This is a genomic window from Lysobacter sp. CFH 32150, from assembly GCF_022758295.1.
GTDB lineage: Bacteria > Pseudomonadota > Gammaproteobacteria > Xanthomonadales > Xanthomonadaceae > CFH-32150.
Genome location: NZ_JALDWJ010000012.1, coordinates 1 through 26,496, shown reverse-complemented (window position 1 = coordinate 26,496; position 26,496 = coordinate 1). Strand labels below are relative to the sequence as shown.

24 protein-coding genes and 2 pseudogenes are annotated in these 26,496 nt (G+C 65.3%); 12 read left to right on the top strand and 14 right to left on the bottom strand.

Annotated elements, in window-relative coordinates:
• Positions 1–7: 7 nt before the first annotated feature.
• Positions 8–757, bottom strand: a complete 750-nt coding sequence (locus MO486_RS15830) for a hypothetical protein (protein WP_242910190.1) — start codon at positions 755–757, stop codon at positions 8–10.
• 262 nt (positions 758–1,019) lie between these two features.
• Between MO486_RS15830 and MO486_RS15825 the strand changes: the two are divergent.
• The 3 genes and pseudogenes from MO486_RS15825 to MO486_RS15815 all read left to right on the top strand — a co-directional run.
• Positions 1,020–1,520: pseudogene (locus MO486_RS15825) on the top strand (plastocyanin/azurin family copper-binding protein); the annotation flags it as partial.
• A 21-nt stretch (positions 1,521–1,541) separates the two neighbouring features.
• Positions 1,542–1,877, top strand: a pseudogene (locus MO486_RS15820) (Calx-beta domain-containing protein); the annotation flags it as partial.
• Positions 1,854–2,744 carry a VCBS repeat-containing protein gene (locus MO486_RS15815; RefSeq protein WP_242910254.1) on the top strand — a complete coding sequence of 297 codons (891 nt, stop codon included), beginning with the start codon at positions 1,854–1,856 and terminating at the stop codon, positions 2,742–2,744. The pseudogene MO486_RS15820 and the gene MO486_RS15815, both read left to right, overlap by 24 nt.
• Positions 2,745–2,800: 56 nt before the next feature.
• On the opposite strand, the gene MO486_RS15810 is transcribed toward MO486_RS15815, so the two are convergent.
• The 4 genes from MO486_RS15810 to rpsU all read right to left on the bottom strand — a co-directional run bounded on the left by MO486_RS15810 (position 2,801) and on the right by rpsU (position 7,487).
• Positions 2,801–4,786, bottom strand: a complete 1,986-nt coding sequence (locus tag MO486_RS15810) for a S9 family peptidase (protein WP_242910188.1) — start codon at positions 4,784–4,786, stop codon at positions 2,801–2,803.
• 66 nt (positions 4,787–4,852) lie between these two features.
• Positions 4,853–6,589: a DNA primase gene (gene dnaG / locus MO486_RS15805; protein ID WP_242910186.1), complete on the bottom strand. Its 1,737-nt coding sequence runs from the start codon at positions 6,587–6,589 to the stop codon at positions 4,853–4,855.
• 117 nt (positions 6,590–6,706) lie between these two features.
• Positions 6,707–7,153: a GatB/YqeY domain-containing protein gene (locus MO486_RS15800; RefSeq protein ID WP_242910178.1), complete on the bottom strand. Its 447-nt coding sequence runs from the start codon at positions 7,151–7,153 to the stop codon at positions 6,707–6,709.
• A 118-nt stretch (positions 7,154–7,271) separates the two neighbouring features.
• Complete coding sequence (rpsU, locus tag MO486_RS15795) at positions 7,272–7,487, bottom strand: 30S ribosomal protein S21 (protein ID WP_056134345.1); 216 nt, start codon at positions 7,485–7,487, stop codon at positions 7,272–7,274.
• Positions 7,488–7,613: 126 nt separating this feature from the next.
• Here rpsU and tsaD point away from each other — a divergent pair, with 126 nt between their 5' ends.
• The 4 genes from tsaD (at position 7,614) to MO486_RS15775 (ending at position 10,485) form a co-directional block, all read left to right on the top strand.
• Positions 7,614–8,660, top strand: a complete 1,047-nt coding sequence (gene tsaD, locus MO486_RS15790; protein ID WP_242910176.1) for a tRNA (adenosine(37)-N6)-threonylcarbamoyltransferase complex transferase subunit TsaD — start codon at positions 7,614–7,616, stop codon at positions 8,658–8,660.
• Positions 8,661–8,742: 82 nt separating this feature from the next.
• Entirely contained in the window at positions 8,743–9,096 is a 354-nt protein-coding gene (folB, locus tag MO486_RS15785) for a dihydroneopterin aldolase (RefSeq protein ID WP_242910174.1), read from the top strand.
• Positions 9,096–9,578: a 2-amino-4-hydroxy-6-hydroxymethyldihydropteridine diphosphokinase gene (gene folK / locus MO486_RS15780; RefSeq protein ID WP_242910172.1), complete on the top strand. Its 483-nt coding sequence runs from the start codon at positions 9,096–9,098 to the stop codon at positions 9,576–9,578. Before folB ends, folK begins: the two co-directional genes overlap by 1 nt.
• Positions 9,579–9,654: 76 nt before the next feature.
• A complete protein-coding gene (locus tag MO486_RS15775) occupies positions 9,655–10,485 on the top strand; it encodes a DUF6159 family protein (RefSeq protein ID WP_242910170.1) in 831 nt (276 codons plus the stop codon).
• Between the two features lie 57 nt (positions 10,486–10,542).
• Here the strand turns inward: MO486_RS15775 and MO486_RS15770 are convergent, their stop codons facing one another.
• On the bottom strand, positions 10,543–11,283 hold the full coding sequence (locus MO486_RS15770) for a pteridine reductase (RefSeq protein WP_242910168.1): 741 nt from the start codon (positions 11,281–11,283) through the stop codon (positions 10,543–10,545).
• Between the two features lie 53 nt (positions 11,284–11,336).
• Between MO486_RS15770 and MO486_RS15765 the strand changes: the two genes are divergently transcribed.
• The 3 genes from MO486_RS15765 (at position 11,337) to MO486_RS15755 (ending at position 15,647) form a co-directional block, all read left to right on the top strand.
• Entirely contained in the window at positions 11,337–12,521 is a 1,185-nt protein-coding gene (locus tag MO486_RS15765; RefSeq protein ID WP_242910166.1) for an SAM-dependent methyltransferase, read from the top strand.
• A gap of 5 nt (positions 12,522–12,526) precedes the next feature.
• Positions 12,527–12,925 (top strand): VanZ family protein, encoded by a 399-nt coding sequence (locus MO486_RS15760; protein ID WP_242910164.1) that lies wholly within the window; start codon positions 12,527–12,529, stop codon positions 12,923–12,925.
• Between the two features lie 202 nt (positions 12,926–13,127).
• Entirely contained in the window at positions 13,128–15,647 is a 2,520-nt protein-coding gene (locus tag MO486_RS15755; RefSeq protein WP_242910155.1) for a TonB-dependent receptor, read from the top strand.
• A 51-nt stretch (positions 15,648–15,698) separates the two neighbouring features.
• Here MO486_RS15755 and MO486_RS15750 read toward each other — a convergent pair whose 3' ends face one another.
• The 7 genes from MO486_RS15750 to MO486_RS15720 all read right to left on the bottom strand — a co-directional run bounded on the left by MO486_RS15750 (position 15,699) and on the right by MO486_RS15720 (position 23,104).
• Positions 15,699–16,931: a multifunctional CCA addition/repair protein gene (locus MO486_RS15750; protein WP_242910153.1), complete on the bottom strand. Its 1,233-nt coding sequence runs from the start codon at positions 16,929–16,931 to the stop codon at positions 15,699–15,701.
• Entirely contained in the window at positions 16,928–17,827 is a 900-nt protein-coding gene (locus MO486_RS15745) for a complex I NDUFA9 subunit family protein (protein ID WP_242910151.1), read from the bottom strand. Before MO486_RS15745 ends, MO486_RS15750 begins: the two co-directional genes overlap by 4 nt.
• 24 nt (positions 17,828–17,851) lie before the next feature.
• Entirely contained in the window at positions 17,852–19,837 is a 1,986-nt protein-coding gene (locus MO486_RS15740; protein ID WP_242910149.1) for a lytic transglycosylase domain-containing protein, read from the bottom strand.
• Positions 19,838–19,920: 83 nt separating this feature from the next.
• Complete coding sequence (locus MO486_RS15735) at positions 19,921–20,679, bottom strand: endonuclease/exonuclease/phosphatase family protein (protein WP_242910142.1); 759 nt, start codon at positions 20,677–20,679, stop codon at positions 19,921–19,923.
• Between the two features lie 9 nt (positions 20,680–20,688).
• Positions 20,689–21,519 (bottom strand): thiol:disulfide interchange protein DsbA/DsbL, encoded by an 831-nt coding sequence (locus MO486_RS15730; RefSeq protein WP_242910134.1) that lies wholly within the window; start codon positions 21,517–21,519, stop codon positions 20,689–20,691.
• A 55-nt stretch (positions 21,520–21,574) separates the two neighbouring features.
• A complete protein-coding gene (locus MO486_RS15725) occupies positions 21,575–22,213 on the bottom strand; it encodes a thiol:disulfide interchange protein DsbA/DsbL (RefSeq protein ID WP_242910132.1) in 639 nt (212 codons plus the stop codon).
• 126 nt (positions 22,214–22,339) lie between these two features.
• Positions 22,340–23,104: a c-type cytochrome gene (locus MO486_RS15720; RefSeq protein WP_242910130.1), complete on the bottom strand. Its 765-nt coding sequence runs from the start codon at positions 23,102–23,104 to the stop codon at positions 22,340–22,342.
• A gap of 152 nt (positions 23,105–23,256) precedes the next feature.
• On the opposite strand from MO486_RS15720, the gene yihA reads away from it, so the two are divergent.
• A complete protein-coding gene (gene yihA, locus MO486_RS15715) occupies positions 23,257–23,868 on the top strand; it encodes a ribosome biogenesis GTP-binding protein YihA/YsxC (RefSeq protein ID WP_242910106.1) in 612 nt (203 codons plus the stop codon).
• A 41-nt stretch (positions 23,869–23,909) separates the two neighbouring features.
• Here the strand turns inward: yihA and MO486_RS15710 are convergent, their stop codons facing one another.
• Positions 23,910–24,737: a DUF2007 domain-containing protein gene (locus MO486_RS15710; protein ID WP_242910094.1), complete on the bottom strand. Its 828-nt coding sequence runs from the start codon at positions 24,735–24,737 to the stop codon at positions 23,910–23,912.
• A gap of 236 nt (positions 24,738–24,973) precedes the next feature.
• Here MO486_RS15710 and MO486_RS15705 point away from each other — a divergent pair, with 236 nt between their 5' ends.
• On the top strand, positions 24,974–26,338 hold the full coding sequence (locus tag MO486_RS15705; protein ID WP_242910078.1) for a glutamate--cysteine ligase: 1,365 nt from the start codon (positions 24,974–24,976) through the stop codon (positions 26,336–26,338).
• Positions 26,339–26,496: the final 158 nt, after the last annotated feature.

Genomic DNA, 26,496 nt, shown 5'->3' with positions numbered 1-26,496 from the left:
GGGAAGCTCAGTTGGTTCGGTAGCGCAGTTGCAGGCGCAGGCTCGTGAGCGGATCGCGTTCACGAGGGGCATCCAGTTCGCGTCTCACCGTCAGCGGAACGTGCAGGACCTCCATGCCCAGGCTCCAGTGCGTGCCGAGTTCGCGACTGGTGCCGAGCACGAAAAAAGGCAGTGTGTCGCGAGCCGTCAGGTGCGAACGATCGTGTACGTCGTAGGTGAGCGCATCGACCTGGACTTCGAGTTCGGTACGCGCCACGCCGAGGCCGGCATGCCAATGCCAGATGCCGCTCGTCCATGCCGATGTCAGATCGACGCCGTAGTAATTCAGGGCGATGCGATCGTCCGAGGGCGCCTGGCATCCATAGAGGTTCCGCGTGCTGTCCGTGACACCCGCGATGTCATCCGGACAAGTGATGTCGCCCCGGACCTGGCCATGCTGGCCGAAGGCGCGCGCCGACAAGGTGTAGCCGCCACGCGCGAAGACGCGCCGGCCAATGGCAAGGGCGACCAGATCGTGGGGCCGCGCGCCGTCGATCGACAGCGGTGGCGTGTAGCCGACTTCGGCGATCCAGCCGGCGGGCAGCCCCAGCCACAAGCGCAGTCGCCCGATGACCGGCGACTTGTTCAGGTCTTCGTTCTTGAATCCGTTGAAGCCGACGCGTCGTTGTGCATCGCTCAGGCGGGGGATGTGGCCCAGCTCGACCGCGACTCCCCAGCGTCCCGGCGACAACGCCGGGCTTTCCCCGAACGAGGTCATGAGACTCGTGGCGGCAAAATAATTCATTGCCCAAGCCTCGGGCCGCTCCGGAGCCAGGAGTTCATCCGCTTGGAACACCGCCTGAGCGCCGGCAGTACCACTACCGCAGAGCAGTAAAGGGAGCAGTAGGAGATAGGTAAGGCCGCGCATGTCGCTGTTCCCCGCCGGCGAGGCCTGATCCTACGCCGTCGTTCCGAGGAGCCACAACCACCGCCATTGATCGCCAGGATTGAACCTCCGGCGCCCCGCGCGACATATACCAATGCCGCGGTCCGGGGACAGCCGTCCTTGGCCGCGGAGTTTGCGTGCACAGCAGATTGGTTACCATCGACCGCGCTGGTGTCCCTTGCGCGGCAGCTTCATGTGCAGCAGCAACCAAGGCGTGTCTTCCTCAGGCTTACGGAGAAGTCCCATGGGAGTCAGATCGTCGGCCGTCGTGCTCCTGACGTTGCTTTCGGCGACGGCATCCGCCGCGAACCACGTCGTGACTGCGCAGTCCAACTTCACCTTCTCGCCGAGCACCCTCACGATCGATGCCGGCGATACGGTCACGTTCCAGAACGGCGGCGGCGTCCACAACGTGGTTTCCGACCCCGGCTCGGTGACCATGTTCCGTTGTGCCAACGGTTGCGATGGCGCTGGGGGAAACGGCAATCTCAGCGGTGCAGCCTGGTCGGCAACCGTCACCTTCCCGACTGCGGGAACGATTGGCTATTTCTGTGAGTCCCATGGCGCTGCCGGCGGTGGCGGGATGGCGGGCACGATCACCGTCAATGCGGTCGCGATGCCGACGCTTTCGGTCTCCGACGCCACCGTGACCGAGGGGAATAGCGGCACCAAGCAGGCCACCTTCACGATCAGTCTGTCACAAGCCTCAGGTTCTGCGGTGACCTTCAACATCGCCACCGCCAACGGTACCGCCACCGCGGGTAGCGACTATGTCGCGAGTAGCCTGACCGGGCAGTCCATCGCTGCGGGAATGACCAGCAAGACGTTCAACGTAACGATCAACGGCGACACAGTTCCGGAGCCGAACGAAACCTTCAACGTGACCGTGTCCAATGTCGTTGGCGCTACTGTGGTGGACAGCACCGGGGTGGGTACCATCCTCAACGACGACACCACGTCGCGCAGCGATTTCAACGGCGACGACAAGTCCGACATCCTGTGGCGCAATGGCACCTCGGGTGCCAACGTGATCTGGCGCTCAGCCAACTCCGCTACTCCGCAAGGCGTCACGGGCGTCACCAACCTGGCCTGGATCGTGGCGGGCGTCGGCGACTTCAATCTCGACCAGAAGGCGGACATCCTCTGGCGCAACAGCAGCAGTGGGGCCAACGTGATCTGGCGGTCGGCCAACTCCAGTACCCAGCAAAGCGTCACGGGCGTGACGAACCTGGCATGGGTCGTGGCAGGGGTCGACGACTTCAATGCCGATGGCAAGGCGGACATCCTCTGGCGCAACGGCAGCACCGGCGCGAACGTGATCTGGCGGTCCGGCTTCAATACGACGCCGCAGGCGGTTTCCACCCTTGGCACGACGTGGATCGTGGCGGGCGTGGGCGATTTCAATGGAGACAAGAAGGCGGACATCGCCTGGCGGAACACGTCGACCGGCGCCAACACCCTCTGGCTCTCGGCGAATTCAGCCACGGCGCAGAATCTGACCGCAGTCACCAATCAGCAAACGAAGGTCGCTGGCGTGGGCGATTTCAACGGCGATGGCAAGGCCGACATCCTGTGGCGCAACGGCAGTACTGGTGCAAACGTGATCTGGCGTTCCGCCAACTCAGCCACGCCCCAGGCGGTGGCCACCCTCGCCACGGCCTGGATCGCGCCCGCGATCGGTGACTACAACGGCGACAACAAGGCCGACATCATCTGGCGCAATACGTCGACCGGCGCCAATGCTGTTTGGTACTCGGCGAACTTCGCCACGGCGCAGAGCCTCACGACGGTCAACCTGCAATGGAAGATCGTGCCATAGCCAGCAACTGATCCTCCGCAATCGCAGCGTTGCGATTGCGGAGGTCAGGGTGGCGCCTACTTCGTGTCGCCCAGCAGGTGCTGCTGCCAGAACAGGATGGACGCGGCGCCGTAGTAATCGTTGTTGCTCTTCTTGGCGAAGCCGTGGCCTTCGTCGGCATACAGCAGGTACCACACTGGTTGGCCATTCGCGCGTACGGCTTTCACGATCTGTTCGGCCTCGGTGTAGGGCACGCGTGGATCGTTCTTGCCCTGGGCAACGAATAGCGGCGAACGGATCTTGCCGGCGTTGTTGAGCGGCGAGATCTCCTCGAACACAGCTTTCATCGCTGGATCGCGTTCGTCGCCGTATTCGACGCGGCGCAGGTCGCGGCGGTAGCTTTCGGTGTTGTTGAGGAAAGTGCCGAAGTGCGAGATGCCGACGATGTCGATGCCGGCACGGATGCTGTCGCTGTAGTGCGTCAGGGAGGCCAGCACCATGTAGCCGCCGTAGCTTCCACCCTGCACGCCGACGCGTGAAGCATCGAGCCCGGGCTGTTTGGCGATCCAGTCGAGCAATGCGCCGATGTCCTTGACCGAGTCTTCGCGCTTGTCTGCGTTGTCGAGGGTCAGGTAGGTCTTGCCGTAACCGCTGGAGCCGCGCACGTTCGGCACCAGCACGGCGACACCGAGCTCGTTGACGAGGAACTGGGTGCCCGCGCTGAAGCTCGGCAATGCCTGCGATTCTGGACCACCGTGGATGTTGATGATCACCGGCAGCTTCTTGCCCGCTGGCACGTTGGCGGGACGGTAATAGAACGCCGGGATCGTGCGTGGCTTGCTGTCGATCGTGTCGAAGGTTTCGAAACGCACCAACGTCGGTGCGACGAACTTGCTGGAATCCAGGCCGCCGACTTCGCTGCGCGTCCAGCGGGTGAGCTTCGCGTCGGCGAGATCGATCACGTAGGCATCGCTGGGTGAAGTCGCGGTATTCAGCGTCAACGCCAGGCGCCTACTATCCGCCGAGAAATTCAGGCCGCCGAGCAGGCCGATCGGCAGCTCCGGCAGCTTGATCGGCTTGTGGTCAGCCAGGGACAACACATGCAGTTTGTCGATGCCTTCTTCATTGGTGGTGTAGGCGAGGTACTTGCCATCCTCGGAGATTTCCAGGTCGCCCACGTCCCAGGGTGTGTCTCCCGTCAACAGCTTGAATTCACCGCTGTCCGGGTTGTGGTAACGCAGCGTCTGGAACTCGCGCGGCTTGCCGTCGAAAGGTTCGTCGGAAACGAAGTAGACGGCCTTGCCGTCTGGCGCGAATTTGAAGCCACCGAATGCGGCCTTGCCGCCATCGACCGGGAACAGTTCCAGCTTGCCCGTCGCCAGGTCGACCACGCCGGGATAGCTCTCGTTCGCCGACACGAACTTCATCACCAGCAGTCGCTTGCCGTCCGGTGAGAAATCCATCGCGCCCCAGCTGCCGCCTTCAGTGACCAGCGGCTTGCTGGTCTTGGTCGCGACATCCATCAACCAGATGTCGGTATCGGTGCCGTTGCGCGCGGTGCTGCGGAAAGCGAGTTGCTTGCCGTCGTCGGAAAACAGCGCGCCGTTGTTCTGGGTACGCTTGCCGTCGGTGAGCAGGGTGGTTTCGCGGCTGCCGAAATCGAACCAGTACAACTGCGAGAACTCATCGCCGCCCTTGTCCTTGCCGAACACGAAACCGTTGCGCTGCGACTGGGTCGGCGCCGTGGTCAGGCCGCTGACCGGTTCCGGATAGAACGTGAGCTGCTCGCGCATGCCCAGTGGCTGGCAGACGCGGTGCGCCTGCGCGGTTTCGGCGAAGCGCGTGCTGATCAGCAGGCAGCCGTCCTGGGTCCAGCCGGCGACGCCGGCGCCGCGGGTGTTCTGGTAGCGGTTGAGCTTCTCGATCAGCTCGGCCGGGATCGCCGGGATGTTTTCGCTGACGCGGTTGCCCACTTCTTCGCGTTGTACAGGTGTTTGCGCGGTGACAGGCAGGGTGCAGGCGACGGTAAGGGCCGCAACCAGCAGTCGGTGTGCGTGACGCATCGGTGTTCTCCCCGGAACAGGAGCGTCGAGCTTAGCGCGCCGGCCGCCGCGGGCGCCGGCCGGAAGTCATGTCCGGACGAAACGGGTTTGCAACAGCGCGCGCATCTCGTCCTTGTCGCGGTCGTCGAGGCTGCCGGACTCGCGCTGCTTGGCCTGCAGTTCGTCGATCCGCTGCTGCACGGTCTGCTTCTCGAGTTGCGCCATGGCCCCAAGGAACTCATTGCGCCATGCCGCTTCCTCGCCGGGCAGTGATTGCATGGCGAGTTTCTGCAGCGCCGCGGCTTCATCTCGGTCGCCGAAGTGTTCCAGCAGCCCGCCGGTGGTGATCTCCGGGCGTTCACGCACCAGGGCCACGATTTCGGCAAGCAACTCGACGCCTGGTTGGCGCAGCCCGGCGAACAAATAGGGCGGCTCCAGCGACAAGGCCAGCGCCGGTTGGTGCAGCAACCGCACGATCGCGCTGCGCACCATGCTTTGCCGCGGCGCATGCGTCGGCGCGGATGAACGCGCCCGTTGCACCGGCACGTGCGTCTCCGGCGTGCTCGCACGCGCGCCGACGCCGGTGAGTTCGGTCAGCCGCTGCTGCATCAGGTCGCCGAAAGCGCCATCGGGAATCTGTGCCAACAATGGTTTGCAGCGTTCGGCCAATCGCGCCTTGCCATCGAGCGTGCCGAGGTTGACGTCCTTGGCGAGTTCGGCGAAGAAGAATTCCGACAGTGGCGTGGATTGTTGCAAGCGCGCGTTGAAGCTGTCGGCACCATCCTTGCGCACGATGGTGTCGGGATCTTCGCCTTCGGGCAGGAACAGGAAGAACGCCTGGCGCCCGTCCTTCATGCGCGGCAACACCGATTCCAATGCCTTCCACGCAGCGCCACGGCCGGCGCGGTCGCCATCGAAGCAGAAGTACACATCAGGCGCATTGCGGAACAGCAGCTCGGCATGGTCCGGCGTGGTCGCGGTGCCGAGCGTGGCCACCGCCTGCGTCACGCCGTATTGCGCAAGGGCGACCACATCCATGTAGCCCTCGACCACGACGACACGTTCTAGCTTGCTGTTGGCCTGCTTTGCCTGCCACAGCCCATACAGCTCGCGACCCTTATGGAACAGCGCGGTTTCGGGCGAGTTGAGGTACTTGGGCGAATCCTCCGGATCGAGCACGCGTCCGCCGAACGCGATCACGCGGCCGCGGCGATCGTGGATCGGGAACATCAGCCGATCGCGGAACTTGTCGTAGACGTGGCCCTTGTCGTTCTTCGAGAACAGGCCGGCGCGCTCGAGCAGGTTCATCCGCCGCGGATCGGTGCCCAATGCATCCTTCAGCGCACTGAATCCATCCGGTGCGTAACCGACCATGTAGCGCGCGACGATGTCGTCATCGATGTTGCGCCTGGCGACGTAGGCACGCGCCTTGTCGCTGCCGGCTAGATGCTTCTGGAAGAACTTCGCTGCCGCTTCGAGCGCGCCGTAGATGTCGCGGGTATCACTGTCTTCGTTGCGCACGCGCGTATCGCGCGGCACTTCCATGCCGGCGCGCTTCGCCAGCTCCTCGACCGCATCGAGGAACTCGAGCCGGTCGTAGTTCATCAGGAACGAGATCGCGGTGCCGTGCGCACCGCAACCGAAGCAGTGATAGAACTGTTTGGTCGGCGACACCGTGAACGACGCCGAACGCTCGTCGTGGAACGGGCAACGCGCCGCATACTCCTTGCCCTGCCGCTTCAGCGGGACACGCGTCCCCACCACCTCGACGATATCCGTCCGGGCGAGCAGGTCGTCGATGAAGGCGTCGGGGATGCGGGCCATGAATCGCTAGGATGCCACGCGGTCCATATCACTGTAGGAGCGGCTTTAGCCGCGAGCTTTTTCCGGTCTCATGCGTAGCTCAAACAGCTCGCGGCTAAAGCCGCTCCTACAAAAGCTTCAGCCAGCCAGCCGCTGCTTCACCAGCGCCGACACCTGGCCCATGTCGGCCTGGCCGGCGAGCTTGGGCTTGAGCACGCCCATCAGCTTGCCCATGTCGGCGGGCCCGGTGGCGCCGGTCTCCTTGATGGCAGCGTCGATCGCGGCCAGCACTTCGGCTTCGCCGAGTTTGGCCGGCAGGTAGGTCTCGATCACGCCCAGCTCGTAACGCTCGACCGCGGCCAGGTCTTCGCGCGCGGCGGCTTCGTACTGGCTGATCGAGTCCTTGCGCTGCTTGACCATTTTCTCCAGCACGGCCAGCACCACGGCATCGGTGATCTCGATGCGCTCATCGACCTCGCGCTGCTTGAGCGCGGCGTTGATCAGGCGGATGACGCCGAGGCGATCCTTCTCGCCAGCCTTCATCGCGGTCTTCATGTCTTCGGTGAGTTGGGTCTTGAGGCTCATGCAATCTCTCCGGGTCGGGCGCGCTTCAAAAAAGCGCGCGCTTCAAATGGCATCTTCAGAAACACAAAAAGCCGGCAACGCTTGCGCGCGGCCGGCTTTGTGACAAGCGAAAGCTGCCTCAGTACAGGCGCTGGCGCTTGGTGACGTCGCGCGAGCTGCGGCGCGCCTGACGCTTCACCGCGGCGGCGGCCTTGCGCTTGCGCTCCTGGGTCGGCTTCTCGTAGAACTCGCGCTTGCGGGTTTCGGCGAGGACACCGGCCTTCTCGCAGGTGCGCTTGAAACGGCGCAGGGCAAACTCGAAGGGTTCGTTTTCGCGGACTTTGACGCTCGGCATACGCTATCTCGGTTCAGGGACTGGCCCGGGCAGACCGGGCGAGCCGCGTATGATACCGGCCCACCTTCCCATGGCGCAACCGCAGGGCCGTTGTCCGCCCCGTCAGGCGCCCCAATCTCCCGTCCCATGCGCGTCCTAGGCATCGAAACCTCCTGCGACGAAACCGGCGTCGCCGTCTACGACACCGCCCGCCCCGGGCCGGAAGGGCTGCGCGCGCATGCCATCTACAGCCAGATCGCCCTGCATGCCGAATACGGCGGGGTGGTGCCGGAGCTGGCCAGCCGCGACCACGTGCGCAAGCTGCTGCCCCTGATCCGGCAGACCCTGGCCGAGGCCGGGCTGACGACAGCCGATCTGGACGGCGTGGCCTACACGGCCGGACCGGGGCTGGTCGGGGCCCTGCTGGTGGGCGCCGGCGTGGCGCGATCGCTGGCCTGGGCGCTGGACCTGCCGGCAATCGGCGTCCACCACATGGAAGGCCACCTGCTGGCGCCGTTGCTGGAGGATCCGGACCTGAAGCCGCCGTTCGTGGCGCTGCTGGTCTCCGGCGGCCATACCCAGCTGGTCGAAGTCGATGCGATCGGCCAATACCGCCTGCTTGGCGAAACCTTGGACGACGCCGCCGGCGAAGCTTTCGACAAGACTGCCAAGCTGATGGGCCTGCCATATCCCGGCGGGCCGCAGCTGGCGGCGATCGCCGAGACCGGTCGCCCCGGCGCGTACAAGTTCGCGCGGCCGATGACCGATCGCCCCGGCCTCGACTTCAGCTTCAGTGGCCTGAAGACCCAGGTGCTGCTGGCCTGGCGCAACAGCGATCAATCCGAAGCCACCCGCGCCGACATCGCGCGCGGGTTCGAGGACGCGGTGGTCGACACCTTGGCGATCAAGTGCGAACGCGCGCTGGATGCGGCGCGATGCAACACCCTCGTCGTCGCTGGCGGCGTCGGCGCCAATAAACGCCTGCGCGAGAAGCTGGCTGCCATCGCCACGAAGCGCGGCGGTCGCGTCTGTTTCCCGCGTCCTGCGTTGTGCACCGACAATGGCGCAATGATCGCCTTCGCCGGCGCACTGCGGTTGCAGGCCGGGGAGCGCGAAGGCGCCGCGGTGACGGTGCTGCCGCGTTGGGATATGGCATCGTTGCCGACGGTGGGCTCTGGTAGGAGCGGCTTATAGCCGCGAGCTCTTGATTCCACCGGCGCAGGCTTACAAAAGCTCGCGGCTATAAGCCGCTCCTACAGGAATGTGGATTCGTTTCATGGACAAAGTCTTCATCGAAGGCCTCGAAATCGAGGCGCTGATCGGCATCTACGACTGGGAGCGACGCATCCGCCAGTCGCTCGTGTTCGATGTCGAGATGGCGTTCGACAACCGCAAGCCGGCCGCGAGCGACGCCATCGAGGACACGTTGAATTACAAGGACGTCAGCAAGCGCCTGATCGACTTCGTGTCGCAATCGGATTTCGGCCTGGTGGAAACGCTCGCCGAGCGTTGCGCAGCGTTGATCCTCGACGAATTCGGTGTGCAGGAGGTTCGCTTGAAACTGAGCAAGCCCGGCGCCGTGCGTGGCGCTCGTGCGGTCGGCGTGATCATCGAACGCAGCCGTAGCTGATGGCCAAGGCCTATCTCAGCCTCGGCAGCAATCTCGATGCCGAAGCCAACCTGCGTTCGGCGATAGCCGCGTTGCGCGAACGTTTCGGCGATGTGGCCTTGTCGCCGATCTACCGCACAAAGTCGGTCGGCTTCGACGGCGCGGACTTCCTCAACGCTGCCGCGATCATCGACACCGACCTCGATCCACTCGCATTGAACGATTGGCTCCATGCGCTGGAAGACGCGCACGGGCGCGATCGCAGCGGTCCACGCTACAGCGACCGCACCCTCGACATCGACGTCGTGCTCTTCGACGACCGCGTACTCGCAGGCCCGGGCAACTTGCGCATTCCGCGGCCGGAGCTCAAGCATGCATTCGTCCTCAGGCCGCTGGCTGACATCGCCGCGGATACGATTGTGCCCGGCACGGGGAGGACACTGGCGCAGTTGTGGGCGGCGCATCCTGATCGCGATCTTGCGCTGGAGACGATTGCGCTCTGACCCTCCTGGCCTGCGTGCTTGTGATGGCGAAGATTAAGCCCGAAGATTCGCGGCACCATCCGGGGAGGAATGCGACATGTTCGACAAATTTTCGCGTAGCTGGGAGCTGGTGAAGGCGAGCGCGGCGGTGCTGCGTTCGGACAAGGAGCTGATGCTGTTCCCGGTCATCTCCACGATCGCCACCCTGGTCGTCCTGGCGACATTCGCGATTCCCACGTTCGCGTTCCGCCTCTTCGAAGGCGGCGTCGGCGCGTTCGGCGTGGTCTGGGCGTTCCTGTTCTACTTCTGCCAGTACAGCGTGATCATCTTCTTCAATTGCGCACTGGTCGGTGCAGCGATGATCCGGCTCGACGGCGGCGACCCGACGCTCAAGGACGGCTTCGATGCCGCCAAGTCGCGGATCGGACCGATCCTCGGCTACGCCGCGATTGCGGCGACCGTTGGCGTGATCCTGCAGTCGTTGAAGAACCGCGACAACAACTTCATCGTGCGCATGATCGGCAGCGGCCTCGGCGTGGCGTGGACGCTGGCGACGTTCTTGGTGGTGCCGGTGCTCGTCAGCCAGGACGTTGGCCCAATCGATGCGCTCAAGAAGAGCGTGGGCCTGCTCAAGCGCACCTGGGGCGAGAACGCGATCGGCAACGTCGGCATCGGCCTGGCGTTCGGCTTGATCATGTTTGCCGTGATCCTGGCCGGCATGGCGCTCGCTTTCGCCATGGCGCAGATCTCGAGCGTTCTCGCGATTGCGGTTGCGGTGGTGTTCGTGATCGCCGTGCTGCTGTTGGGCGTGTACCAGGCCGCGTTGAGCGGCATCTACTCGGCCGCGCTGTACCGCTATGCGACCGACCACAAGGTGCCGGCTGGGTTCGAGGGTGCGCAGCTCGAGCATGCTTTCGCGGCGAAGTAAGGGCACCTGCATGATGTTGGAACGCCGGGCCTCGTGCCCGGCGTTTTTTTGGCTCGCTTAGCCTTCGAGCATGCGCCCGCCGTCGACGCGGATCACCTGCCCGGTGGTGTAACGCGCATCGCGCAACAGCCAACGCACGGCTTCCGCGATTTCCTCCGGCGTGCCGATGCGGCCGAGCGGGGTGCGCGCCAGCATCGCGGCTTTCGCCGCTTCGTCCTTGCCGTCTTCGGGCCACAGGATGGCGCCAGGCGCGACCGCGTTGACGCGCACGTCGGGCGCCAGTTCCAGCGCCAGGGCACGGGTCATGTGGACCAATGCGGCCTTGCTCATGCCGTAGACCGCGTGCTCGCGCAGCGGCCGTTCGGCATAGATGTCGGCGAGGTTGACGATGGCGCCACGGCTTGCGCGCAAGTGCGGCGCCGCCGCCTGGGCGAGGAAGTACGGTGCGCGCACGTTGGCGGCGAAGAGCGCGTCCCATTGCGCCGGCGTGGTCGTGCCGAAGGTGGTCGGCAGGAACGTCGATGCATTGTTGACCAGAGCATCAAGGCGGCCGTAGCGGCCGACGGCGTGCGCGATGAGTTCGGGCAGGCGGTCGAAGTCGGCGAGTTCTGCCTGCAGGGTCAGCACGCTGTTCGGCCGTGCGGCGTTCAATTCATCCGCGAGCGCCTGCATCGCTGCGGCCGAGCCGCGGTAGTGCAGAGCGAGGTCGTAACCGTCGGCGTGCAGGCGGCGCGCGATCGCCGCGCCGATGCGGCGGGCAGCGCCGGTGACGACGGCGACGGGACGGGATTCAGTCATCGCGACACTCCGTGTACGGCTATGCTGCGCATTGTTGCCGCATTCCTGCCCGCATGTCCCACTTGCCTGCCCCCGACCCCGATGCGCTGGCGCACAGCGAACGCCTGCGCGCGCTGATCCAGGAACAGATCTTCGCCCACGGTGGCGCGATTCCGTTTTCGCGTTTCATGGAGTTGTGCCTGTACGCGCCCGGCCTTGGTTACTACAGCGCCGGTGCGACCAAGTTCGGCGACAGCGGCGATTTCGTCACTGCGCCGGAGCTGGGCCCGCTGTTCGCCGCCTGCATCGCCGACAGCGTGGCGCCGGTCCTGCGCGAGCTGGGGCCGCAGGCCGACTTCATCGAACTCGGTGGGGGCAGCGGTGCTTTCGCCGAAGTCGCACTGAAGAAGTTGCTCGCGCTGGATGCACTGCCGGCGCGCTACGCCATCCTCGAACCCAGCGCCGACTTGCGCGAACGCCAGCGTGAGCGCCTGCGCGAACACCTGAACCCGCTGCTGTTCGATCTGGTCGAATGGCTGGACACGCCGCCGCAGCAAGCCTGGAACGGGGTGTTGTTCGCAAACGAAGTGATCGATGCATTGCCGACGCCGCGCTTCGCGATCCGCGATGGCGAAGTGTTCGAAGAGCACGTCGCGCTCGATGGCGAGGGTCGCTTCCAGCGCGTCGATCGTCCCGCGGATGCCTTGCTCGCCGCGGCGGTACGTCATGTCGAACGCCAGCTCGAAGCGCCATTCGCAGAAGGCTATCGCTCCGAGTTGCTGCCGCAGTTGCCGTACTGGCTGCAGGCGGTGATCGGCGGCCTGCAAAACGGTGCGCTGCTGTTCATCGACTATGGTTACGCGCGCGGCGAGTACTACCAACCACAACGCAGCGACGGCACCTTGCGCGCGTTCCGCCGGCATCAACTGGTTGCGGACGTCTACGCGCATCCCGGCCTGCAGGATCTGACCGCGTCGGTGGATTTCACCGCGCTTGCCGAAGCGGGCACCCATGCCGGGTTCGACTTCGCCGGTTACTGCACGCAGGCCAGCTTCCTGATCGGCAACGGCTTGCAGCAGAACCTGGCCGCAGCCGAAGCGAAGGCGCACGACGAAGCCGCGCGCTACAAGCTGCGACAGGAAGCCAAGCGCCTGACGCTGCCCGGCGAGATGGGCGAGCGCTTCCAGGTGATGGGCTTCGCTCGCGAGATCGAATTCGCCCACGCCTTCGTCGCCGGCGACCTGAGTTGGCGGCTGTGATCGGCATGACTGTGATCGGTCTCTCCGCAGTGAAGCCGTTGCGTCGGCCGTGTTTCTGGTTGCGCTTGTGGTGGCTGGCGATCGCGGTCGTGATCGTGGTGTCGCTGGTGCCACCTCCGCCACTGCCGGGCTCGCCACCAGGCAGCGACAAGGTCGCGCACTTCCTCGCCTACTTCGCGCTCGCGGCGAGCGCGGTGCAGTTGTTCTCCACGCGCGCGACGCTGCTGCGAGCTGGGGTCGGTCTGGTGCTGCTCGGCATCGCCCTCGAAGGCGCGCAATACCTGCTGACCAGCTCGCGGATGATGGATCCAGCGGATGCGTTGGCGAACACGCTTGGCGTGCTGGCGGGAATGGCAGTCGCGCGAACGCCGCTGCGCGACCTGCTGCTGCGCTTCGACCAGTGAGTTGCCGGCGGTTGCACGCGAAGTACCGGATTCCCTGCTGTTTGTTGCAGCGCAGCGACGCGCATCGGCATTTAGGTGATGGCAGTCACGCTGAAAACGTTTACGCAGAAGGCAACTTGCGCGTTCGTTAAAAATTAGTGACGCTCGCCCCTCAGGGCTCGGACAGGGGGAGCCCGTTCCCACCATTTTCAAGGATCAAGTCATGCTTGCTTTTACGCGCAATCGTCTTGCCATTGCCGTGGTCGCCACGTTGGCTGCCGCCGCTTCCATGCCTGTGCTTGCGCAGGACACCACGACTGCGCCGGCCGGTCAGGACGCCAAGGAGCTTGATACCGTCACCGTCATCGGTTCCCGCGTCCAGGGCCGCACCGCCGAGCAGACCGCTGCACCCGTCGACATCATCGGCCAAGAAGAACTGGCCAACACCGGCGCAATGGAAGTCGGCCAGGCCCTGCAGTTGCTGGAGCCAAGCTTCAACTTCTCGCGCACCACGGTCAGCGATGGCACCGACATCCTGCGTCCGGCCACCTTGCGTGCGCTCGGTCCCGACCAGGTGCTGGTGCTCGTCAACGGCAAGCGCCGCCACCAGCAGGCGCTGGTCAACGTGCAGCAGACCATCGCGCGCGGTTCGGCCGGTACCGACATCAATGCGATTCCGGTGTCGGCGATCGAACGCATCGAAGTGCTGCGCGATGGCGCCGCGGCGCAATACGGTTCCGATGCCATTGCCGGCGTGATCAACATCATCCTCAAGAACCAGACCGACCATACCGACGTCTCGCTGATGGCCGGCGAGACCTACGAGGGCGACGGCCGCGTGCTGCATGGTGCGGTCAACACCGGCTTCAAGCTCGGTGATGGCGGCTTCATCAATCTCAGCGCCGAATACCGCGACCGCGGCGAAACCAACCGGGCCGGCCTTGCCACCACCAACCTGCTCGGCTGGTACGACCAGGCCGAGTTCGATGCAGGCCGGCGCGACGTCAAGCTGCACCTCGGCGACGCCGATGCGAAGGATGCCTACCTCTGGATGAACGGCGAACTGCCGCTTGGCGGTGGCGAGCTGTACTGGTTCGGCGGCTTGTCCAAGCGCGAAGGCAGCTCGTTCGGCTTCTATCGCGGCCCGCACGACAACCGCACGGTGCCGGCGCTATATCCGGATGGCTTCCTGCCGAACATCGTGACCACGGTGGAAGACGCATCGCTTGCGGTGGGTTACCGCGCCCAGCTCAACGACACCTGGGACTGGGACCTGTCGATCAACCACGGCCGCAACGAGTTCGGTTTCGAGGAACACAACACCGTCAACGTGAGCTGGTGGTATGAGCCGCGTCCGGGTGGCGGCATCTATGGCGAGTCGCCGACCGAAGCCGACACCGGCACGTTGAAGTTCGACCAGACCACGGTCAACTTCGATTTGCGCGGACAGGTGGAGGGTTTCAACGACAACCTGCTGTATCTCGCCACCGGCTTGGAATGGCGCCGGGACAACTACGGCATCGTGGCCGGCGACCCGGTGTCCTACACCTATGGCCGCACCAACGATCCGAGCGTCGTGATCAACGGCCAGGCTGGCGCCACCGCACCCTCGGGCACCCAGGGCTTCCCGGGCTATACCCCGGCCACCGAGGTCGATGAAGGCCGCACCAGCTGGGCGGCGTACTTCGACGCGGAATCCAACATCACCGAAAAGTTCCTGCTCGGTGCCGCGGTGCGTTACGAGGACTACTCCGACTTCGGCAACACCACCACCGGCAAGCTGTCTGCACGCTTCGACGCCAGCGAAGTCTTCGCCGTCCGCGCCACGGTGTCGACCGGCTTCCGCGCCCCGGGCGTGCAGCAGGCGTTCTATAGCCAGGTGTCGACCAACCTCAACGCCGGTGTGCTGACCGAAGTGCTGACCGCACGCAACAACAGCGCCATCGCCCATGCCCTCGGCATCCCGGCATTGAAGGAGGAAACCTCCCTCAACAAGTCGATCGGCATCGTCTTCAAGCCGATCCCGAATTTCACGCTCACCGCCGACCTCTTCCGCATCGATATCAAGGACCGGTTGGTGTACTCGGAAGGCGTGACGCCCGAAACCACCGGCACGAACGGCCTGCCGTGCGACGCCACCAACAGCAACTGCCCGATTGCCGCTGCGCTGGCGCCGTTCCGCGCGGGCGTGGTGCAGTTCTTCACCAATGCGATCGACACCAGCACCACCGGCCTGGACATCGTGGCGAACGCGAACCACGAGCTCGCAAGCGGCGGCAAGCTCAACCTGACCGCGCTGCTGCACTGGAACAAGACCGAAGTGACCGATGTCCATTCCGAATCGGCGATCATCCCGGAAGCGTTGCTGTTCGGACGCACCCAGGAAGTTCTCGTCGAGGAAGGGCAGCCGCGCGAACACCACGTGCTGCAGGCGATGTACACCAAGGGCAAGTGGGACGTCACCGTGCGCGAGAATTACTTCGGTGAGGTGGCGGGTCAGGGCTTCAGCCCGTACACGCAGTGGGACGGCAAGTGGCTGGCCGACCTCGCCATCGGTTACAAGTTCAGCGACACGGTGAAGCTGACCGTCGGCGGCAACAACATCTTCGACGTCTATCCGACCAAGTGGGATGAAAACGTGGGCTTTCCCTTCCCGCAGCTCGGCTTCACCTACGGTTGGGAAACGCTGCCCTTCGGCATGAACGGCGGCAGCTACTACGCCAGGGTCGACTTCCGCTTCTAAGCAGTACCGATTGCCAGAACGCCGGGCGGCTGCGAAGCCGTCCGGCGTTTTTTATTGCGCGGTTCGCGCGCGCGCGGTGGCGATCGCGGCGATGCGTGCACGCGCCAAGGCCTCGCCCAGTGCCGGGCCTTCCAATCCTTCGCGTGCGACATCCGCGCCACGCACCGCCAATGCCGCAGCGTGCAGGCGCAGCAATTCCGGGCCCTGCGGGTACTCGCAATCGCTGAGGCCGGCGCGGCCGCGTTTGTCGGCCTCGCACACCAGTACGAGTTGTGCGATGCGTGCCGGCTGGCGGAAACCATCGCAGCGCGCCAGCAATTCATGCACGGTACGGTCGCGCAATTCGAACAGGCGATGCACGTTGAGGTGTTCGCGGCAGGCGATCTCGGCGAGTTGGCGATGCGCCGCCGGCACTTTCAGCCGCTCGCACAACGCGCGCAGCGGCGCCACGCCCGCGCTCTCGTGGCCGACATGCCGGGGGAGGACGTCTGGCGGCGTCAGCGCCTTGCCGAGGTCGTGGGTCAGTGCGGCAAAACCGATCAGGTCGTCGCCCGGCGCCAGCCGCGCGGCCATGTCGCAGACCAGCTCGATATGCACACCGGTGTCGACTTCCGGATGGTATTCGGCGCGTTGCGGCACGCCGTACAACGCATCGACTTCCGGCAGCACCACCGCGAGCGCGCCGCAGGCATGCAGCGTGCGCAGGAATGCGGCCGGGGCCGGCGACGCCAGTGCGCGCACCAGCTCCTGCCAGACACGTTCCGGAACCAGGTCGGCGAGTTCGCCGGTGGCTACCATCTCGCGCATCAGCACCTGCGTTTCCGGCGCGATGCTGAAACCCAATGGTGCGAAGCGCGCCATGAAGCGCGCTGCACGCAACACCCGCAGCGGGTCTTCGCTGAAAGCGGGGCCGACGTGGCGCAGCACGCGGCGTTCGATGTCATGCGCGCCGCCGTAGGGATCGACCAGGTTGCCGTCGGCATCCTCCGCGATCGCATTGATGGTGAAATCGCGGCGCTGCAGGTCTTCCTCCAGCGTCACCGCCGGGTCGGCATCGACCACGAAACCGCGGTAACCGCGCCCGGATTTGCGTTCGGTGCGCGCGAGTGCGTATTCCTCTCCAGTCTGCGGATGCAGGAACACCGGGAAATCCCGGCCGACCGGCTTGAACCCGCGCGCCAGCATCGCGTCCTGGCTTTCGCCAACGACAACGTAATCGCGATCTCCGCTGGGCAAACCGAGCAGGCGGTCGCGCACCGCGCCGCCGACGAGATAAGTCTTCATGCGATGCCGAGGATACGCGGCAACTGCGGGGGGATCGGTGTCGGCGCGATACCCAGCCTGGGCAGACCGTTATCGGCGCTGACCGAATCAAGCTGCAGCGAGCGCCAGTTGTCGCGGCTGATCGGCTTGCCCGGCAGGTGTTCGCCGACTTCAGCCTGCAATCTTCCCAGCGCTCGCGGCAACGGCAGCACCAGGCGTCTGCGGCCACGTGCAGCCGCGGTCATGCGGACGATTTCCGCGAGGGTCATGACATCCGGCCCGACCAGGTCGTAACGCTGTCCGATCGTGCCGGCATCGTTCAACGCGTGCGCGTAGGCCTCGGCGACATCGCCGACCCACACCGGCTGGAAACGCGCTTCGGCGCGGCCGATCGGCAGCACCGGCGCGTAGCGCAGCAGGGCATCGAAGCGGCAGAACAAGCCGTCGCCGGGACCCGCGATCAACGAAGGCCGGAACAACGTCCAGTCCAGGTTCGAATCGCGCGTGCGCTGTTCGGCACGCCCACGCGCCTGCAGGTAGTGGCTGTCGCCTTCTCCAGCGCGCAGCGCGCTCATCTGCAGCAGGCGACGCACCCCAACGGCGTGCATCGCTGCGATCACGTGTTCGGTGAGGGCCACGAACACACGCTCGAACTCGCGGCCATCGTCGCCGTGCTCGTTGAGGATGCCGGTGAGGTTGACCACCGCATCGGTGCCGGCGAAGGCCGCGCGCAGGAACGCAGGGTCGTAGACGTCGCCTTCGCGCACCTCGACATCGGGTGGCAACTTGTCGCGCCTGGCGGCATCCAGGACGCGGCTGAGGATGGTGACGCGACGACCCTCATGGCGCAGGCGCGCGGCGAGGTGGCGGCCTACGAAGCCGCTACCGCCGAGGATCACGACATTCCGCACGTCCATGCGCGGAGTGTACGTCGACACGCTTCAGCGGCGTGTCGACGCCGCCGGTGCGGTGGCCGGAGCCGGTGGTTCGACCAGCGGGCAGGCGAATTTCTTGCGCGGAGCATCGGTACGGCCACGCATGCGGTCCGAGAGCGGCAACGCGTCGCCGTTCAAGCGCCAGTCGTAGATCACGCTGAAGGCGAGCACGCGGGCGACGTACTCGCGCGTTTCCTTGTAGCTGATCGTCTCGATCCAGAAATCCGGATCCATGCCCGGACGCTGCGATTGCCATCTCGCCAATGGCGCCGGCCCAGCGTTGTAGCCGGCGATGGCGAAATACGGCTGCCCGCCGTAGGTATCGAGCAATTGCCGCAGGTACGCACTACCGAGGACGATGTTGGTATCGGCGTCGTACAGGCTTTCGGCGCCGCCCCAGGCGAGGCCGAGGCGACGGGCGACCGTCATGCCGGTGCCCGGCACCACCTGCATCAGGCCGAGCGCGTTGGCATGCGAACGTGCGCGCGGATCGAACACGCTTTCGGCGCGGATTTCCGCGGCGATCCAGGCTGGGTCGAGGCGGTTGCGCGCGGCTTCGCGGCGGATGGTGGCGTCGTGGTGCAGCGGGAAGCGCAGCGTGTACAGGCGCAGCTCGTCCGGTTGCTTGCCGAGCGCGAACACGGCGCGATCGAACCAGCCGTTGTCCTGCGCGACGGCGACGGCGAGACGGCGTTGCGTGTCGTCGAAGCGCGACAGGGCGTCTTCCCATTCGCGTTGCGCCCAGCCCCTGCGGTCGAGCTGGTACAGCGCCACCGCGCGCACGATCGCCGGATCGCGCGCAATCGTTCCCTTCATCGCAGGCGGGTCCGCCGGTTGCCATGGACACAGCGCGTACGTCGCACCGATGCGATCGGCGGCGAGGAAGCCGTGGAACTCGGCCTTGCGCGCGGCGTCGCGATATAGCGCCTGCGCGCCGGTCTGGTCGCCGGTGAGTTCGCTCAGCCGCGCTTCGAAGTATTTCCAGCGCGAATCGTTGCGTTGCTTGTCGCCCATCTTGCGGATGGCTGCAAGCGCGGCGCGCCAGTCGGAACGCGCCATGGCTTCGCGTGCGCGCCACTCGTGCAGCCTCTCGTCATAGGCCACTTCGGGAACTGCGTTCAGGCGCCGCGCGGATTCCGGTTCGTACGAGGCCACGGTCCACAACGCCGCTTGGTACAGCACGCGGTTGCGATCCTCCGGGGTGAAACCGAGTGCGCTTGCGTACTTCTCCAGTTGGGCTTCAGCAGCCATCGGCACCGATTTCGCCAGCCGCGCCAGGCCATGCGACGCGATGCGGCGGCTGCGTTCGGTCTTCGGCCAGGTCAGCGCGCGCTCGTGCACGGCTTCGAAGAAGGCGGCGTAGTCGTTGGCGAGCGCGAAGTCGTCGCTGGGCAGTCCACGCGCTGCGCTGCGCATCACCGCCGGTTGCCATTCCGCCGCGGCCTTCTCGATCCGCTCCCAACGCAGCGCCGGCGGCAGCCCGCCTTTCGCCGCGAGAAGTGCGAACGGCGCATCGCAGGTCGACGGCAAGGCTTTGCCGGTGCTGCGCCACAACGCCTGCGCATCGCTCACCCATTGCGCATCGGCGGCGCCGGTGGCCTGGCGCGCATCGAGTTCGGCGCAGCGCAACGAGTCGCTATCGATCGACGACGACCATGCGGCGCGGAACGCAGGCCAGTCCTGCCGTCGCGACAACGCGGCCAGCCAGATCTCGCGGAACGCTTCGACCACGGCCTGGCCGCGGTAGCGGGCAAGGAAGGCTTGCGCCTGGGTGTTCGAGAGGATGTCGATGTCGCGGCGCAGTGCGGCGTACTCGATCCAGCCGTACAGCGGGTGGCGGGCAAGCGCGGCGTATTGCGCGGCATCGAAGTTGCCGCGTTCGGCGGCTTCGATTGCCGCACGTACCTGCTCGCGCTGCGGGTCCGCGGTTTGCGCGTGCGCGGGCGCGATGAATGCGCTGATAAAAAGCAGGATGAGGATGCGCGGCAACATGCGTCGGACTATAGCCAAGGATTTGTGAACGGAGCTTTCGCTTCTATTTCCCCTCGCGCGCAAACACGCAGGAAGGAGAACAATCAACGCAGCGCCACTTCCGGCACATCCAGTTCGAGGGCCAACGCCAGATGGTCCGATTGCGCGGCCGGAATCGCGCGCAGGCCTTCGCAACGCAGACCCGGCGTCACCAGGATGTGGTCGATCGCGCGCTGCGGCCGCCAGCTGGGAAAGGTGGGCACCGCACAGCTCGGCGGTTGTAGTTGCGTGCGTTGGTACAGCAACTGCATTTCCGGGCGATCCGGTGCGCAATTGAAGTCGCCCATCAGTACCGCGTGCGGATGCGCGTGCAGCAGTTCGGCGATGAACGCCAGCTGCGACTTGCGCGATTGTGCGCCGAGCGACAGATGCACGACGGCGACATTCAGCGCCGTGTCGCCATCGCCGAAACGTGCTAGCAACACACCGCGGCCTTTGACCCGGCCGGGCAGCGGATGATCGTGCACTTCGACCGGTTCCAGTTTCGACAGCAGGCCGTTGGCGCTGGACGCGACGCCGCCGATGCTGCGATTCGGCTGGTGGCTCCAGTAGGCGAAGCCTCCGCGCTGGGCGAGGTAGTGGGTCTGGTTGGTGAAACCCGAGCGCAGGCTGCCCGGGTCGCTTTCATTGAGGCCGACGATGTCGTGCTGGCCGGCCAGGTGCGCGATCGCGTCGAGGCTGCCGCGCTTGTTGCCGGTCGGCAGCACGTGCGACCAGCTGCGGGTCGCATAGTCGCTGTAGCGGCGCGTGCTGGAGCCGGCCTGGATGTTGGCGCTGAGCAGCTTGAGCCGGCGCGTGGTCATTCGACCAGCTTACTGCCGCGCCGCGCGCTCCTGCGCGACCAGGGCATCGGCAATGCGCAGCTTGTCCTCCCAGCCTTTGCCTTCCACGCGGTACTTGCCGTTGACGACGATGGTCGGCGTGCTACCGACGCCGCTGCGAATCATGAACTGCTTGCCACGATTGATCTTGGCGTCGATGGCGAAGCTGTTCATGGTGCTGAGGAAGGATTTGGGATCAGCGCCGTATTGAGCATAGAACTTGGCGATCGCCGCCTCGTCCGGCTTGTCGCCTTCGCCAGGCAGGCTCTGCTGCACGTGGATCGCGCGGATCACCGCGTCATGGCTCTTGCCGACCAGGCCCAGCGATTCGGCCACGTAAAACGCCTTCGCATAAGGAATCCATTCCGGCCCGAACGGCGCCGGCACATAGGTGAAGCGCACATCGGCCGGCAACTTGGCTTCCCATGCACTGACCACCGGATGGAACGCGGCGCAGGCGGGACAGACGTAGCCGAAGACTTCGACGACTTCGACCTTGCCTTCGAGCGGACGGTACGGCTGGCCACCCTTGATCTCGACGTAATCGACGCCCGGTACGAGGCCGGACGGTGGCGTCGTGGCGACGGGCGCGGCCGGTGCCGGCTCCGAAGCGGCCTGCTCGGTAGCAGCAGGCTCAGCAGCAGGCTCGGTAGCCGGAGCATCTTCCGCCGGGGCCGTCACGGCGGGCGCGTCTGCGCTCGGCGCTTCGGCGGCGGCCGGCGCGTCTGACGCCGGTGCAGCCGCCGGGACTGGTTCGTTCTGGGCGGTGCAGGCCGCCATCAACAGCAGGGCGAGCAAGGGCAGGGCGAGGCGCTTGGTCATGATCGGGAATCCTTGGCGGTTCGACTCGGTAGTGAAGTACGGATCAGCGCTTGGATCAGCGCTTGCCGCGCAGCATGGCGATCAACTGGCTGGCGACGCGCAGCTGCTCATCGTAGTTGCGTCCGGTGACGCGGTATTTGCCGTTGATGATCAGGGTCGGCGTGCCTTCGAGGCCGCTGCGGATGGCGAAATCCTTCGCCTTCACCAGCTTGGCACCGACGACGAAGCCCTGCATCGAGGCCTTCATCTTCGCTGCATCCAGACCGAGCTTGCCGTAGAACGCGGCGATCTGGTCGATGCTCGCATTCCTCGGCAGGGTTTCTTCGACATGGATGGCATTGAACAACGCGTGGTGGGTCTTGTTCAGTGCGCCGGCCATGTCCGCGGCGAAGTAGGCGCGCGCGAACGGATCGTTGCTGTCGAACGCCGCCGGCACGTAGGTGAAACGCACGTTTGCCGGGAGCTTGGCCTTCCACGCATCCACCTTGGGCTGGAAGTCGGCGCAGTGGTGACACCAGTAGGCAAAGACTTCGACGACTTCGATCTTGCCCTTGAGGGGCTGGTACGGCGTGCCGTCCGGGATCTCGACGTAGTCGATGCCCGCCACCAGCGGCCGGGAGTCCGGCGGTTGCGCTGCATTCGCCGCCAGTGGCAGCAACAGGGCGAGAAGGAGGAAGGCGATGCGTTTGGTCATCCACGGCTCCAGGTAAAAGCGGGCTCCAGGTAAAAAAACGCCGGCCGTCATAGTGTCGGCCGGCGTACTGATCAAGGTTGTGAAAACACCGTTCTAGTCGGACCCGGCGCCGCTGGCGAAGTTCCGTTACTTCGCGGCGACGGCTTCGTCGGCACGGGCGTGCAGGCCTTGCAGGTAGGTGCCCAGCGCCTGGATTTCCTCGTCGCTGAGTTGCTTGGCGACCGCCGCCATGACGTTGAACAGCTTCGGATCGCGTGCGGTGGTGGTGCCGGCGCGGTATTCCTGCAGGCGGCGGGCGACGTAGGCCGACTCCTGGCCCGCGACGCGCGGGTAGGCCGGGCCCGGATTGCCCGCACCGGCAGGGCCGTGGCAGGCCATGCAGGCCGGGATGCCGCGCGCGGCATCGCCGCTGCGGAACAGTCGCTGGCCGACTTCGAAGAACCGCATGTCCTTGTTGGGGCCGCTTGCGATCACGCTGTCGTCGGCGACGCCGGCGCCGGGCTTCTGCGTGGCGAAATAGGCGCCGACGTCGCGCATGTCCTGCGCGCTCAGCGCATCGGCGAAGGGCTTCATCAGCGCGGCCAGGCCAGTGCTGCGCTCGCCGCTCTTGAACAGGGCCAGCTGGTTGGCGATGTAGCGCTCCGGCATGCCCGCGATGCGCGGGGCGTTCTGCTGCATGGCATTGCCGTCGAGGCCGTGGCAGGCGGCGCAGGCACCCGCCTTGGTCGCGCCGGCCTTCGCGTCGCCCCAGGTGGCCTTGGCTTCGACCAGCGGAACGGCCTGCACGGGCGCGTTCTCCGGCACCGGGGTGACGGTGGTCTGGGCGAAGGCAGCCGCGGCGACCGCGAGAGCGGCGATGCCGACATAGCCAAGGACGCGAGCGTGGCGCATGCAGAACTCCGGAACCTGGAACACAGCTTGAAAGGAGCGGGGACGCCGGACGGCGGCCGCAGAGGGGCGGAATTATCGACGCCGCGCCGGGGGACGGTCAAACCGACAGTCGCTCCGGCGGGGCGGGCACAGGGCCGTGCGATGCTATCGGCATGGCCATCCCCAATCCCCTCGCCCGCGCCAAATATCTGTTGGCCGCGCACAACTTCCGCCAGCTGCCCCCCGACGGCGGCTTCGAGGTCGCCTTCGCTGGCCGCTCCAACGCCGGCAAATCCAGTGCGCTCAATGCCCTGTGCCAGCAGAACGCGCTGGCCCGCGTCTCCAAGACCCCCGGCCGCACCCAGCAACTGGTGTTCTTCGACATCCCGCCGCACACGGACAAATACCTGGTCGACCTGCCCGGCTACGGCTACGCCAAGGTCCCGCACGACCTGCAGGCGCACTGGCAGGCCTTCCTCGACGGCTACTTCAGCACCCGCGACGCGCTCAAGGGTCTGGTCGTGGTGATGGACATCCGCCACCCGCTCAAGGACTACGACCGGCAGATGCTCGGCTACGCGGTGACACGCGGCCTGCCCGCGCATGCATTGCTGACCAAGGCCGACAAGCTCGGCCGCGGACAGCAGGCGCAGGCGCTGCAGGCGGTGCGCAAGGACTTGTCGAGCGCGTTCGGCGATACCGTGAGCGTGCAGACGTTCTCAGGGGAGTCGAAGCAGGGGGTCGACGAAGCACGGGCCGTCGTTGGTGGTTGGCTCGGTCTTTGAGGTCGTCATCCCAACGACGGAGTGGCTTGCTCTGCCAGCGGCTATTCCGCGCTGGCCAGGGGTTCGGTTCGTTCGATTTCGCCGATTGCGTCAAAGAACTGTCGCGTGTCCAAAACGCTGTCCTTGTTGGTGTCGAGGTCGGCGGTGATGGGGCGTGCATCTTTAAAAACCACGCGTTTGATGACCTTGCCCGCGGCATCGAGCCACTCCTCGCTATAGATCACACCGGAAATGGCAGCTGCCTTGTAGTCGACGTCGCCATCACCATCCTCGTCGGTTTCCAGGGTCAGCCATTGACCGTGCAGGTATTCAGCCCTCGATTCCATCCTGCCGTCGAAATCGTCATCGCTCTCTCCACGGGAGATCACGCCATCCCGGCCGTAGTAGCTGATGGCGTCCACCTTGCTGTCCTTGTTCCGATCCAGCTCGATTCGTTCGAACATGTTCCCCGCATAGAACATGCGTTCGTCGAGTTCGCCATCCCCGTTGTAATCGATGCCGTTCTCGGTGAAGGGCGTGCGCAGTGCCGCCCAGACCAAACCCCCGCCCAGGGCAGCGCCCAGTGCAAAGGCGATCAACGTGCCCATCCATCGGCGCTTGTGTGTTGGCTCATCCGGTGGCTGCATTGATGCGGCCTCTACCCTATCGATTTCTTCGGGGTCGCTTTGTTCCCAGCCAAGAACGACTTCACGGGCACGCTTCACATCCTGTTCCGCAACGCAAACATGCATCAGACCGCTGACAGGCAGATCGCCGAGCGCCCCTTGCAAATGCTCGCCACGGATGTATGACGGAATGCCGGCTTGCTCGAGCAGGTTCTTGACCAGATAGGCATCGGTTGCATTGGCAGCTTGATAAACCGGGAACATCACGGGTCCTTGGGAACGTATCGTCGTTTGGTCCAGTCTATCCATGGAACCCCGGGTTTCGTCGCGCCTTGGCCTCGGACTCCCCCGGCAACGGCGCAGCAATCGCCGTTGCCGGAACAGAACACAGAAGCAGCAAAGGTGCGGCGAATCGGTTTGTGGGCGAAGGCTATAGTTCGTGGTCTTGCGATGTAGGGGCCGCGCCCCGATATCGGTCATCCCTGCAGTGAGCGATCCCGATGTCGAGTCCGAGCAACGTCGCCGAATCCCCGATCACCGATCGTCGCGAGCTGGTCGAATACATCGCCAGCGGCAACAAGCCGAAAGACGCCTGGCGCATCGGTACCGAACACGAGAAGTTCGGCTTCCGCCTCGACGACCTGCGTCCGCCGACGTTCGACGGCGAGCGCGGCATCGAAGCGCTGCTCACCGGCCTGACCCGCTTCGGCTGGGAGAAAGTCGAGGAGCACGGTCGCACCATCGCGCTGCTGAAGGATGGCGCCTCGGTCACGCTGGAACCTGCCGGTCAGCTCGAGCTCTCCGGCGCGCCGCTGGAGAACATCCACGAGACCTGCCGCGAAACCAACGCCCACCTCGCCGAGGTCAAGACGGTCGCGCAGGAATTGCAGCTCGGTTTTCTCGGCATGGGCTTCCAGCCGAAATGGCGCCGCGACGAGATGCCGTGGATGCCGAAAGGCCGCTACAAGATCATGCGCGAGTACATGCCCAAGCGCGGCGATCTCGGTCTGGACATGATGACGCGCACGTGCACGGTGCAGGTCAACCTCGACTTCGCCAGTGAAGCGGACATGGTGAAGAAGTTCCGCGTATCGCTGGCGCTGCAGCCGATCGCGACGGCACTGTTCGCCGATTCGCCGTTCACCGAAGGCAAGCCGAACGGATACCTGTCGTACCGCTCGCACATCTGGACCGATACCGATCCGGATCGCACCGGCATGCTCGACTTCGTGTTCGAGGACGGGTTCGGATTCGAGCGTTACGTCGATTACCTGCTCGATGTGCCGATGTATTTCAGCTATCGCAATGGCGAATACATCGATCTATCGGGCAAGTCCTTCCGCAGGTTCATGGACGGCAAGCTCGAGGCATTGCCCGGCGCGCTGCCGACGCTGCGCGACTGGTCCGACCACATGACCACCGCGTTCCCGGAAGTGCGGTTGAAGAAGTATCTCGAAATGCGCGGCGCCGACGGTGGCCCGTGGAACCGGCTGTGCGCGCTGCCGGCGTTCTGGGTCGGCCTGCTTTACGACGACGTGGCACTCGATGCGGCGTGGGACCTGGTCAAGGATTTCAGCAATGCCGAGCGCCATGCGCTGCGCGACGGCGTGCCGAAGCATGCCTTGAAGCTGCCGTTCCGAAACGGCAATTTGCGCGACCTTGCGCTGGAAGCACTGAAGATCTCCGCCGCCGGCCTGCAACGGCGTGCGCGCAAGAATGCCAACGGTGCCGACGAAAGCATCTTCCTGGCGCCGCTGATCGATTTCGCCGAGGCGAACGAGACTCCGGCCGAGCGCAAGCTCGCGCTGTTCCATGGTGAATGGGGTGGCGATATCGACCACGTCTTCGCCGAGTTCGCCTACTAGTTTTTGCTTGCCGAGGCCTGTTAACGCTCTCCGAGCAGGTCGCGTTGCTCCTCAGAGGCCGCCAGGTGGTGTTGCGCGACGCAGTTGCCTTGCTGATTGCAAGGTCAAGGCGCGCGGCGCCGCCTGGTGGCCTCTGAGGAGCAACCCGGAGGGCCGGG